Genomic DNA, 11,987 nt, shown 5'->3' with positions numbered 1-11,987 from the left:
AAGCGCGGGCACGTGCATCCTCTGCCCGTTCCCGAGCCCGCCGACACCCGTCCGATCAGGCGTACGCCGCGTCGAAGAACGCGAGCTCGAGGTCGACCGCGCGGACGAACAGCTCCTGCACCCGCTGCCGGTGGCCGGTGTCGAGGCCCCCGCTCACCCGGTCGAACTCGTCGCGCAGGAAGTCCACCCACGCGGTGAAGGCCGGGCCGCTGTGCAGCTGGATCCACTCCTGCTGCAGCGGCTCGTCGGGCGGCTCGGTGTCGGCGCGGGTGGCCCAGTCCAGGTAGAGCCACTCGGCGACCAGGAGCACCGCGAGGCACGACGGGTAGTCGGCGCTGGTGCGGGCGCTGTCCATCAGCGCGATGAACCCGACCGTCGGTTCCCGCAGCTCGGGGTGGGTGCGGTCGGCCAACGGCACGTCGAGGGTGTCGAGGGCGCGGGCGAAGAAGTCGTTCTCCGGGCCGGCGACGATCCCCAGCTGGCGGGCGTGCACGACGCGCGCCTCCGCGTGGTCGGCGGTGGCGACGGCGGCGCCCATCAGCGCGAGGAACGCGTCGACGAACTGGTTGTCCTGCACGAGGTAGTTCGCCAGGACGTCCCCGTCGATCTCGCCGCGCCAGATCTCGTCGACGAAGCGGTGCCCGACGGCGGCGTCCCACGTCGGGGCGGTCAGCTCCCGCAGCTGTGCTGAGAAGGTCACCGGGCGGACGGTAGTCACGACGGCCACGGCACGCCCGGGTACGGGGACCGGCGCGCCGCCTCGGTGGCCGTGATCTCGCCACGGCCGACCGCCGCGTGCAGCGTGGCGACCTCGGCCAGCTCGGCGCGCTGCCGGTCGACGAACGCGGCGCCGACGGGGTCGCCGTGCCCGGGCACGACCACGCGCGGACGGAGCTCCAGCAGGGCGGCGAGGGTGGCGGGCCACTCGGCGACGACGGCGTCCTCGAGGTCGGGTGGCGCGCCGTGTTCGACCAGGTCGCCTGCGAACACGACCCCGGAGTCGGGCACGGCGACGACGAGGTCGTGGTCGGTGTGCCCGCGCCCGAGGTGGCGCAGGTCGGCCCGGCGCCCGCCGAGGTCGAGGACGGCGGGTGCGTCCCGGTCCGGCAGCGGCGGGACGGTGCCGGTGAGCGCGTCGGCCGTGGTGTGGTCGCCGCGCCCGCGGTAGTGCGCGCTCCACCGCTCCCGCTGCGCCGCGGCGGTCGCGGCCAGCACGTCCCGGCAGCGGGGCAGCGCGTGTACGGGGGCGGGCGCGAACGCGGCGGCGCCGAAGCAGTGGTCGAAGTGGGCGTGCGTGATCGCGACGACGAGCGGCAGCGTGGTGACCGCCCGCACCGCCGCGGCCAGCTCCCGGCCCTGCCGCGCGTCGCCGCGGACGTCGACCACGAGGGCGCGGTCGGCGCCGAGCACGAGGCCGACGGTGAGGTCCAGCTCGGCGTGGCGGCGGGCGAGGACCCCGTCGCCGACCTCGATCCACCGTCCCTCGCTCACGCCGCCAGCATCCCGTCGCGCAGCGTCGGCGCGACGTCGCTGGCGTCGTGCGCGGCGGCGAGCGCGACGTCGCCCGCGAAGCCCTCCGCGTGCAGCTCACGCCCCGACGCGGTGGCGGCGAGGACGTCGGAGAGTCCCTGCTCGCGGGCCGCCCGGAACTGCGCGACGGCCAGCTCCGCCTCGGGGGAGCGGTCGGTGAGCGCGGCGGCGACCGCGCCCGCGCCGAGCGCGTCCTCGACGGCGACGCGCATCGTGTCGTCGGGCCAGCGCTCCCCGGCCGGGACGATCCCGATCGGGCCGCCGACGCCCCGCGCGGCGGCCGCCACCGCCGACGCGTTGCGCAGGCAGCCGGCGAGCAGCACGGCCCCGGAGGCGGCCACGACCGCGCACAGGGTGGCGCCGTTGGGCGAGGGCAGGGCCAGCCGGGTGCCCGCGGGCAGGTCCACGAGCGACGCCGGGCTGAGCGAGGGGCCGGGCCCCCGCCGCGGACCGGCGAGCTGCACGTCCGGCGGCAGCGCGGGGTGCTCATCCACCCAGCGGAGCGGCAGGACCGCGGCCCCGCGCCCCACGGCCACGTCCACGGCGGTGGAGAACGACAGCACGTCGACGACGACCACCACCGCGCAGTCGGCGGCCAGCATCGCGGCCCCCTCCCGCCCCCACTCGAGCCGGACCGGGTACGCGCGCTGGCGGTGCTCGGAATGGGTCATGATCCGATACTCGCGGGTTACCGGATCCGCCGCCCGGTCTCCGCGCACGAGTAGCCGCCCAGCGCCTCCACCTCGTCCCGGAACGCGGGGCGCGCGAGCAGCTCCCACAGCGGCGCGAGCAGCGGCTCGTCCAGGGTCGAGGCGCGCAGCACGAGGTCGTAGGGCTCGCGGGCGACCGGCACGAAGTCCAGGCCGAACGCGCGTGCGGCGGCGAGGATGCCCAGGCCCGCGTCGGCCCGCCCGGCGGCGACGGCGGCGGCCACCGCGAGGTGCGTGTGCTCCTCGCGCGAGTACCCGTCGACCTGGGCGGGGTCGAGGCCCCGGCGGGAGAGCTCGTGGTCGAGCAGGGCGCGCGTGCCCGCCCCGCGCTGCCGGTTGACGTAGCGGACGCCCCCGCGGGCGAGGTCCTCGATACCGGAGATCCCCAGCGGGTTGCCGGGAGCGACGATCAGCCCCTGGTCGCGGTGCACGAGCCGCACCACGGCGACATCCTCGGCCCCGAGGATCTTGTCGACGTAGGGCAGCGTGTACTCGCCCGTCGCCGGGTCGAGCAGGTGCGAGCCCGCGAGGTGGCACAGCCCGTCGCGCAGCGCCACGAGGCCGCCCAGCGAGCCGACGTTGGAGCCGGCCAGCGTGACGAGCGGGTCGTCGGTGCGCAGGGCGGACGCGGCGACGTCGAGCACGAGGTCGTGCGAGCCGATCGCGACGATCGTGCGCCCGATCTCGCCGAGGCCCCGCAGCAGCTCCACCCGCACCTGCTCGCCCGCGTGGTGGCCCTCCAGCCCCGCCGGGACGACCAGCAGCCCGTCCGCGCGGACCAGCGACGTGAGCACGCCCGCGCCGCGCGGCAGCGGCGTGGCGACGACGTCCCCGCCGACGCGGCCCAGCCGCACGCGCACCCAGTCGTCCATGCCGACGTTCGAGGCGAGCTTGCGCGCCAACCTCGCCGTGGTCGTGGGCCGCTCGCGGGGCGCGGCGCCCTCCAGGGCGGCGAGCAGCGGCGCGGCGAAGATGTCGAAGGTCAGCGCGGCCGACACCGGGTAGCCGGGCGCGCCGAGCACCGGCGTCGCCTCGACGGCGCCGAGGACGACGGGATGCCCCGGCCGCACGGCCACGCCGTGCACCGCGAGGGTGCCGGCCTTCGCCACCACGCGCGCCGTGTAGTCGTCGCGGCCCGCGCTGGAACCGGCCACGAGCACCACCAGGTCGGCCTCCGCGGTCGCCTCCTGCAGCGTCTGCATGATCACCGCGGGGTCGTCCGCGACGATCGGCGTGACCCGCGCCTCGCACCCCAGCTCGCGCGCCTGCGCGGCCAGCATCAGCGAGTTGGTGTCGAGGATCTCGCCCGGGGCCGGGTCGGTGCCGATGGGCCGGATCTCGTCGCCGGTCGGCACGACGACGACCACCGGCGCGCGCCGCACGGAGAGCTCGACGGCACCGGCCGCCGCGGCCGCCGCGACGTCCACGGGGCGCAGCCGGTGCCCGGCGGGCAGCAGCAGCTCCGCGGCCGCGATGTCCTCGCCGATCGAGCGCACGTGCTGGTAGGGCGGCACCGCGGCGCGGACCTCGGCGGCCTCGCCCACCCGGTGCACGTGCTCGCGCATGACGACGGCGTCGTAGCCCTCGGGCAGCGGGTCGCCGGTGTCGACCACGGCGAAGTCGCGCAGCAGCACCGGCGTGGTCTCGGCCGCCCCGACGGTGTCGGCCGCCCGCACCGCGATGCCGTCCATCCCCGACGCGTCGAAGGCGGGGGAGGAGCGCCGCGCCCACACGGGCTCCGCGGTGACCCGCCCGACGGCCTCGGCCACCGGGACCCGCACGGCGTCCACCCGGGGCGGGCAGCCGGTGGCGGCACAGGCCTCACGCCACGCGTCGAGCGCCGCGGCGGCGGGGACGTCGGACACGAACGGCGAGTCGGCGGCCACCCGCGAACGGTACGCCGGGACGCGGGCGCAGGGAGTGGGCCCGGTAGGGGAAACCCGACCGCCGGCGTGGGGGAGGACGCCTTCGACTCCGGGTGTTCTCCGCCCGCGTCGTGGTGTGCACACCATCGATCGGCACCGCCTCCGGTCGCACTCTGTGACGCAGCGAAGCGCCACCCACCAGGGCTTCCGGCAGAGGAGTCGTCATGCCAGTGATCTCGGTTCCCCAGGAGTTCAACGAGGACGAGCTCTACGTCGACCTGCTCGCGGTGGTCGGGCACTCGCTGTTCCTCAAGTGCGAGGGATTCAACTTCGCCGGCTCGATCAAGCTGAAGGCGGCGTCGGAGATGGTCGAGGCCGCCGAGCGCGACGGGCTCCTGCGCCCCGGTTCGATCCTGGTCGAGTCCTCGTCGGGCAACCTCGGCGTGGCGCTGAGCATGATCGCCGCGAGCCGGGGCTACGGCTTCCGGTGCGTCACCGACCCGCGCTGCAACCTCGCGACGCGGCGTCTCATGGAGGCGCTGGGCGCCGAGGTGCACACCGTCACCGAGCCGCACCCCGAGGGCGGCTTCCTCCAGGCGCGCATCGACCACGTCCGCGCCCTCTGCGCCTCCGACCCCCGCTGCGTCTGGCTCGACCAGTACGCGAACCCGAGCAACTGGAAGGCGCACCACCGCACGACCGCTCCCGCGATCGCGCGCCAGTTCCCCGCGCTGGACGTGCTGTTCGTCGGCGCGGGCACGACCGGCACGCTGATGGGCTGCGCGCGCTTCTTCCGCGAACGGCACCCGGCGGTGCGGATCGTCGCCGTGGACACTGTGGGATCGGTGAGCTTCGGCGGTCCGGCGGGCCAGCGGATGATCCCCGGCCTCGGCATGGCCGTGCGACCCCACTTCCTGGACGAGTCCTACGTCGACGACGTCGTGCTCGTCGAGGAGCGCGACACGATCCGCACCTGCCACGCGCTGGCCCGGCGCGGGTTCCTGTTCGGCGGCTCGACCGGCACGGTCGTCAGCGGCGCGACGACCTGGCTGGAACGGCACGGCGCGCGGGACCTGACCGCGGTGGCGATCGCCCCCGACCTCGGCGAGCGCTACCTCGACACCGTCTACCAGACCAACTGGCTGCGCGACCTGTACGGCGAGGACGTCCTCGGCTCCGACGAGCCGCTCGACGTCCCCCGCGCGGCCTGAGCCCCGGAGCCCGGGATGACCACGATGCTGCAGCTCGACGGGCCTGCGGTGCCGATCTCCGAGCTGGTCCTGGTGGACCGGCACGAGGCGCAGGGCTGGCGGGTCCGCCAGGACGAGCGCCTGGACCACCTGTTCGAGGAACGGTGCGACTGGGTCAGCACGTACGGGCGGCCCGGCCAGCTCGCCGTGGATGCCGGCGAGGTGTCCCTCACCTACGAGGAGCTGGACGCCCGGGCCAACCGGACGGCGCGCTACCTGCGCCTGCGCGGGGCCGACGCGGGCGACCGGATCGCGCTGCTGTTCGACCGCGCGACCGACGCCTACGTCGCGATGCTGGCGGTGCTGAAGATCGGCGCGGTGTACGTCCCGCTGGACGTCGGGTTCACCGCGGACCGGATGGCCCACATCGTCGAGGACGCCCGGGTGCGCACGGTGCTGTCGACGACCGCCGTGGCCGACCGGGTGCAGCGGATCGAGGAGCTCACCGCGGGCCGCGCCGAACTGGTGCACCTCGACCGGGCCGCGCGCCTGATCGACGAGCAGAGCCCGCACCGGCTCGTCGCCGCCGAGCGTGGCGTCCGCGACGACCAGCTCGCCTACATCATCTACCCCGCCGGATCCGACGAGCGTCCCCGCGGGGTGGCGATCGACCACCGCAGCATCTGCAACTTCGTCAAGGTCGCCGCCGAGGTGTACGGCATCGGGCCGCGGGACCGGGTCTACCAGGCGCTCTCGCTCGCGTTCGACTTCTCCGTCGAGGAGATCTGGGTGCCGTGGATGCGCGGGGCTACCCTGGTGCCGCGCCCGACGGGCGTGCGCCTGCAGGGCCGCGACCTGCACGAGTTCCTCGTGGCGCAGCGCGTGTCGGCGATGTGCTGCGTGCCGGGCGTGCTGGCCACGATCCCCGCTGACCTGCCCGGACTGCGCTTCCTGCTGGTGGCGGGCGCGGCCTGTCCCCCCGAGCTGGTCCGCCGCTGGCACCGGCCCGGCCGCCGGTTCGTGGGTGTCTACGGCCCCACCGAGGCCACCGTCAGCGCGGCCTGGACCCAGCTGCACCCGGACAAGCCGCCGACCATCGGCGTGCCGTTGCCGACCTACAGCACCGTCGTCCTGGACCCCGACGACCCGTACCGCGCCCTGCCGCACGGCGAGATCGGCGAGATCGGGATCGCGGGGATCGGGCTGTCCTGCGGGTACCTCGACCGCGCCGAGCTCACCGAGAAGGCGTTCATCCCGGACTTCCTGGGGATCCCCGCCAACCCGTCCCGCCGGATCTACCGCACCGGCGACCTGGGCCGGGTCGACGCCCACGGCGAGATCGAGCACCACGGGCGGGTCGACCGGGACGAGACGCGGGGCTACCGCAGCGAGCTGGCCGAGATCGAGTCGCTGCTGCTGCGGGCGCCGGAGATCGTCCAGGCCGTCACCGCCGGTGGCGTGGCCCCGCCCGAGGCACTGGCCCCCGCCCCCGCCCCGGCCGCGAGCCCGGCGACCGGTGTCGAGACGGCGCTCGCCGAGGTGCTCGCGGCCGTCCTGGGGGTCGATCGGGTCCCGGCCGGGAGCCACTTCTTCTCCGACCTCGGTGCCGACTCGATGGTGATGGCGCAGTTCTGCGCGCGGGTGCGCAAGCGGCCGGACCTGCCGTCGGTGTCGATGAAGGACATCTACCGCAACCCGACGGTCCGGGCACTGGCGACGGCGCTCGCCGGTCCGGCGCCCGTCCTGCTGGAGCACAGCCTCGCCGAGGTGCTCGCCGACGTCCTCAAGGCCGAGCAGGTGGCGGTCGGCAGCCACTTCTTCGACGACCTGGGCGCGGACTCGATGGTGATGGCGCAGTTCTGCGCGCGGGTGCGCAAGCGTGCCGACCTGCCGTCGGTGTCGATGAAGGACGTCTACCGCAACCCGACCATCGCCGGCCTCGCGAGCGCGTTCGCCGAGCCCGCCCCGGCCGGGCGGGCGACGCCGCAGCTCGCGGAACCGCAGCCGCCCGCCGAGCCGGCGCCGTTCGAGCTCGAGGAGCCGGTCGGCACGCCGCACCACGTGCTGTGCGGAGCGCTGCAGCTGCTGACGATCGTCGGGTACGGCTACCTCACCGCTTTCGTCGCGATCCGCGGGATCGAGTGGGTGGCCACCGGCCCGGACGTGGTGCAGGTCTACCTGCGGTCGCTGCTGTTCGCCGGCGCGAGCTTCGTGGGGCTGTCCCTGCTGTCCGTGGTGGCCAAGTGGCTGGTCGTGGGCCGGTGGACGCCGCGCCGGATCCGCGTGTGGAGCCTGGCCTACTTCCGGTTCTGGCTGGTCAAGATGCTCATCCGGACCAACCCGCTCGTGCTGTTCGCCGGCTCACCGCTCTACGTGCTCTACCTCAGGGCGCTGGGCGCGACGATCGGGCGCGGCGCGGTGGTGCTCAGCCCGCACGTCCCCGTCTGCACCGACCTGCTGACGATCGGCGAGGGCGCGGTCGTGCGCAAGGACTCGCACTTCTCCTGCTACCGGGCACACGACGGGCTGATCCAGACCGGCGCGGTCACGCTCGGGCGCGACGTGGTCGTCGGCGAGGCCACGGTGCTCGACATCCACACCGCCATGGGCGATGGGGCCCAGCTCGGGCACAGCTCCTCGCTGCACACCGGGCAGACCGTGCCGGCAGGCCGGCGGTGGCACGGCTCCCCGGCGGTGCCCACCGACGTGGACTACCGGGCCGTCGCGCCCGCCCGCTGCGGTGGTCTGCGCCGGGTCGTCTTCTCGGCCGTGCAGCTGCTGAACGTACTGCTGCTCCTGCCGCTGCTCCTCGGCACCGGGGTGCTCGTCGCCGCCCGGATCCCCCACCTCACGGACCTGCTCGGGACGGGCCCGTCGGCCATCACCGATTGGCGCTTCCACCTGCAGGCCGTCGCGGTCTCCTACTGGGTCTTCCTCGGCTCCCTGCTCGTCGGCCTCCTGATGGTGGTCACGGTCCCGCGGGTGCTGCGCCCCCTCGTCCCGCCGGACACCGTCCACCCGCTCTACGGCGTGCGCTACTGGGCGCACCGGGTGATCGGGCGCATCACGAACGTCAAGTACTTCACGGAACTGTTCGGCGACAGCTCCTACATCGTCGGGTACCTGCGCTGCCTCGGCTACCGCCTGTCGCCCGTCGAGCAGACCGGGTCGAACTTCGGCGCGGCGGTGAAGCACGACAACCCGTTCCTGAGCGCGGTGGGCACCGGAACGGTGGTGGCCGACGGGCTGTCGTTCGTCAACGCCGACTTCTCGAACACGTCGTTCCGGGTGGCCCGGGTATCGGTCGGGCGCCACAACTTCCTGGGCAACAACATCGCCTATCCCGCCCAGGGGAGAACGGGCGACAACTGCCTGCTCGCCACGAAGGTCATGGTTCCGGTGGACGGCGATGTCCGGGAGGGCGTCGGCCTGCTGGGATCACCCTCGTTCGAGATCCCGCGCTCGGTCGAGCGGGACAGCAACCTGGAACTGCAGAGCCCGGCCGAACTGCGCCGCCGGCTCGCGGAGAAGAACGCGCACAACGTCACCACGATCGCGCTGCGCCTGCTGGTTCGGTGGCTGCACCTCCTGCTCGTCACCGTGCTCGGCATGGTCTGCATCGACCTGTACCAGTCGTGGGGCGCACCCCTGATCGCACTGGCCGCCGCGCTCCTGCCGCTGGTCAGCGTCGGCTACTTCGTGCTGGTCGAGCGGGCCGTCACCGGTCTGAAGGCGTTCGTCCCGAACGGTTGCTCGATCTACGACCGCGCGTTCTGGCGCCACGAGCGCTTCTGGAAGGTGCCGTTCACCCAGTACCTCCAGGCGTTCAACGGCACTCCGTTCAAGAACCTGATCTGGCGGATGCTGGGCGTGCGGATCGGGCGGCGGGTGTTCGACGACGGTTGCGTGATCACCGAGAAGTCCTTCGTCACCATCGGGGACGGCTGCACGCTGAACGCCGGAACGGTCGTCCAGGCGCATTCGCAGGAGGACGGCGCGTTCAAGTCCGACCTCGTCACGATCGGCGCGCACTGCACGCTCGGGGTCGGCGCATTCGTGCACTACGGCGTGACGATGGGCGACGGGGCGGTACTCGCCCCCGATTCGTTCCTGATGAAGGGCGAGGAAGTCCCGCCGCACGAGCGGTGGGGTGGGAATCCGGCCAGGGAGATGACGACATGACGGCGACGGAAATGACGACGACGGAAATGGCGACGACCAGCACGACGGACCCCGCGCGCGCGTTCTGGCGGGACGTGCTCCTCGCCGGTGGCGGCACCGCGGTTCCGCGGTGGAGCGCGGCCCCGCAGCCCGGTGCCGGCGTGCACCGGCAGGCGGTGCCCGAGGACCTGGTGGCCGCGCTGTCGACCCGGGCGGGGGCGCTGGCCGTGCACGCGAAGGTGCTCGCGTCGGTCTCCGGGGAGCGGGAGGTGGTCACCGGGATCGTCGTGGGCGGCCGGCGGCTGCCCTGCCGGCTCGTGGTCGGGGAGGGCTCCTGGCGGGCCCTGCTCGCGGACGCCGACCGCGCCGCGTCGGAGCTGGCGGCGCACGCGGACTTCCCCCTCGAGGAGCTGCGGCGGGAGCTGGATGTCCCGGGCCCGTCGGTCGAGGTGGTGCTCGACCCGGGCGGGGACGCTGACCTGACCGCGGGCACGGTGCTGCGGGTCGGGGTCGCCGACGGCGGCCGGGTGCTCGTCCTGCGGTTCCGGACCGACGTGCTCGACGCGGCTGCGGCGGCGCGGATCGCCGGCTACCACCTGACCGCGCTCATGCAGATGACGGCGGATCCCGCCGCCGACCACGGGCGGCAGAGCCTGCTCTCGCGCGAGGAGCTCCGGTTCCAGCTCGAGGAGCTGGCCGGGCCTGCGCGGGAGCTGCCGGACCGGCGGTTCCACGAGCTGTTCGAGGACCGGGTGCGGGCGCACCCGCACGCGGTGGCCGCGGTGCACGGCGAGCGGGAGTGGACCTACCGGGAGCTGGACTCCCGGGCGAACCGGCTGGCCCGCGCGCTGCGGGCGCGCGGGCTGGACCGGGAGGGGGTGGTCGCGGTCGTCACCGAGCGGAACCTGGACTGGATGGCGGCGGTACTGGCGGTGTTCAAGGCCGGTGGGGTGTACCTGCCGGTCGAGCCGCACTTCCCGGCCGCGCGGATCGCCACCGTCCTGGCCCGCGCCGGGTGCCGGTGGGCGGTCACCGAGCCCGGGAGCAGCGCTTCCCTGGACGCGGCGTTGGCCGAGCTGCCCGGCGTGCAGCGGCTCGAGGTGCAGGACGCCGACGCCGAGGGCCACCCCGACGGCAGCCTCGGGATCCCGGTCGGCCCCGACCAGCTCGCCTACGTCTACTTCACCTCCGGCTCCACCGGTGAGCCCAAGGGTGCGATGTGCGAGCACGCGGGGATGCTCAACCACCTGCTCGCCAAGGTCGAGGACCTCGACATCGCCGAGGGCGGCGTCGTGGCCCAGACCGCGCCGCAGTGCTTCGACATCTCGCTCTGGCAGCTCCTCGCGGCCCTGCTGGTGGGCGGCCGCACCGTCGTCGTCGAGCAGGCGGTGGTCCTCGACGTCGCACGCTACGTCGACACGCTGGCCGCGCAGCGGGTGGCGGTGGTGCAGATGGTGCCCTCCTACCTGGAGGTGGTGCTGACCCACCGGGAACGCCACCCCCGCCCGCTGCCGGACCTGCGGTGCGTGTCCGCCACCGGGGAGGCGCTCAAGGCCGACCTGATCCGGCGCTGGTTCGCCCTCGAACCCGACGTCCCGCTGGTGAACGCCTACGGGCTGACCGAGACCTCCGACGACACCAACCACGAGGTGCTGCGCCGGCCGCCGGCCGACGACCGGGTGCCGCTGGGTCGCCCGATCCGCAACGTGGTGCTCTACGTCGTCGACGAGCAGCTGCGCCCGGTCCCGCTGGGTGCGCCGGGGCTGATCGCCTTCTCCGGGGTGTGCGTGGGGCGCGGCTACGTCAACGACCCGGTCCGCACCCGCGAGGCCTACCGGGTCGACCCGCACCGCGAGGGCGCCCGGCTGTACCTGGGTGGCGACTACGGGCGCTGGCGTCCGGACGGCAAGCTGGAGTTCCTGGGCCGCCGCGACGCGCAGGTGAAGATCTCCGGCTTCCGGATCGAGATCGGTGAGGTCGAGAACGCGCTGCTGCGGGTGCCCGGCGTGCGCGACGGGGCGGTGGTGGTCGCCGAGCGGGGTGACGGCGGCCGGCGGCTGGTGGCCTTCTACTCCGCCCCGGCACCCCTTCCCCTCGACGTCCTGCGGGACGGGCTGGGGGCCTCGCTGCCCGGTTACATGGTCCCGGCCGCGTTCCACCACCGGGGGGCGCTGCCGCTGACGCCGAACAGCAAGATCGACAAGAAGGTGCTCGGCGCGCTCGCCGCCGAGCTCGGTACCGGCGAGCCCGGTCCCGGTGACGACGGCTACCACGCCCCGAGCGGCCCCGGGGAGCGCCGGCTGGCGGCGGCGTTCGCGACCGTGCTCGGGATCGGTGAGGAGCGCGTCGGGCGGCACGACCACTTCTTCGACCGGGGCGGCACCTCCCTGTCGGCGGTCAAGCTCGTCATCGCGCTCCGGCGCGCCGTCTCGATCACCGATGTCACCGCCCACCCGGTACTGGCCGACCTGGCCGCACTGCTCGACGGCAGGGGCGAGCCGGCCCCCGCGCCCACCCGATAAGGAGATCCC

The 11,987-nt window shown here is 74.4% G+C and carries 7 protein-coding genes; 3 read left to right on the top strand and 4 right to left on the bottom strand.

The genetic code is table 11. The features are described from left to right. Window positions 1–55 precede the first annotated feature (55 nt). Genes FB558_RS07370 through FB558_RS07355 form a run of 4 tightly spaced genes read right to left on the bottom strand, consistent with a single transcriptional unit; the run spans window position 56 to window position 4,126 of the window. Window positions 56–700 (bottom strand): TenA family protein, encoded by a 645-nt coding sequence (locus FB558_RS07370; RefSeq protein WP_142049425.1) that lies wholly within the window; start codon window positions 698–700, stop codon window positions 56–58. A gap of 14 nt (window positions 701–714) precedes the next feature. Beyond that, window positions 715–1,491 carry an MBL fold metallo-hydrolase gene (locus FB558_RS07365; protein WP_142049422.1) on the bottom strand — a complete coding sequence of 259 codons (777 nt, stop codon included), beginning with the start codon at window positions 1,489–1,491 and terminating at the stop codon, window positions 715–717. After that, window positions 1,488–2,201: a 2-phosphosulfolactate phosphatase gene (locus tag FB558_RS07360; RefSeq protein WP_142049419.1), complete on the bottom strand. Its 714-nt coding sequence runs from the start codon at window positions 2,199–2,201 to the stop codon at window positions 1,488–1,490. Before FB558_RS07360 ends, FB558_RS07365 begins: the two co-directional genes overlap by 4 nt. A gap of 17 nt (window positions 2,202–2,218) precedes the next feature. After that, window positions 2,219–4,126, bottom strand: coding sequence for a molybdopterin biosynthesis protein (locus tag FB558_RS07355; RefSeq protein WP_142049416.1), 1,908 nt, complete (start codon window positions 4,124–4,126; stop codon window positions 2,219–2,221). 203 nt (window positions 4,127–4,329) lie between these two features. Between FB558_RS07355 and sbnA the strand changes: the two genes are divergently transcribed. The 3 genes from sbnA to FB558_RS07340 are packed head-to-tail and all read left to right on the top strand — an operon-like array spanning window position 4,330 to window position 11,978. After that, on the top strand, window positions 4,330–5,316 hold the full coding sequence (sbnA, locus tag FB558_RS07350; RefSeq protein ID WP_142049413.1) for a 2,3-diaminopropionate biosynthesis protein SbnA: 987 nt from the start codon (window positions 4,330–4,332) through the stop codon (window positions 5,314–5,316). Between the two features lie 15 nt (window positions 5,317–5,331). Beyond that, the gene (locus tag FB558_RS07345) at window positions 5,332–9,477 is read left to right on the top strand and encodes a Pls/PosA family non-ribosomal peptide synthetase (RefSeq protein ID WP_211366172.1); all 4,146 of its coding nucleotides are present in this window, start codon (window positions 5,332–5,334) and stop codon (window positions 9,475–9,477) included. After that, window positions 9,474–11,978 carry a non-ribosomal peptide synthetase gene (locus tag FB558_RS07340; RefSeq protein ID WP_246106297.1) on the top strand — a complete coding sequence of 835 codons (2,505 nt, stop codon included), beginning with the start codon at window positions 9,474–9,476 and terminating at the stop codon, window positions 11,976–11,978. The genes FB558_RS07345 and FB558_RS07340 overlap by 4 nt, the downstream gene beginning before the upstream one ends. Window positions 11,979–11,987: the final 9 nt, after the last annotated feature.

Source organism: Pseudonocardia kunmingensis, from assembly GCF_006716445.1.
GTDB lineage: Bacteria > Actinomycetota > Actinomycetes > Mycobacteriales > Pseudonocardiaceae > Pseudonocardia > Pseudonocardia kunmingensis.
This window is presented reverse-complemented; position numbering and strand designations above follow the sequence as displayed.

Excerpts from the sequence above, each read along its gene's own strand:
- FB558_RS07360 (WP_142049419.1), bottom strand. The coding sequence starts at position 2,201 with ATGACCCATTCCGAGCACCGCCAGCGCGCGTACCCGGTCCGGCTCGAG.
- FB558_RS07340 (WP_246106297.1), top strand. The coding sequence starts at position 9,474 with ATGACGGCGACGGAAATGACGACGACGGAAATGGCGACGACCAGCACG.
- FB558_RS07345 (WP_211366172.1), top strand. The coding sequence starts at position 5,332 with ATGACCACGATGCTGCAGCTCGACGGGCCTGCGGTGCCGATCTCCGAG.
- sbnA (WP_142049413.1), top strand. The coding sequence starts at position 4,330 with ATGCCAGTGATCTCGGTTCCCCAGGAGTTCAACGAGGACGAGCTCTAC.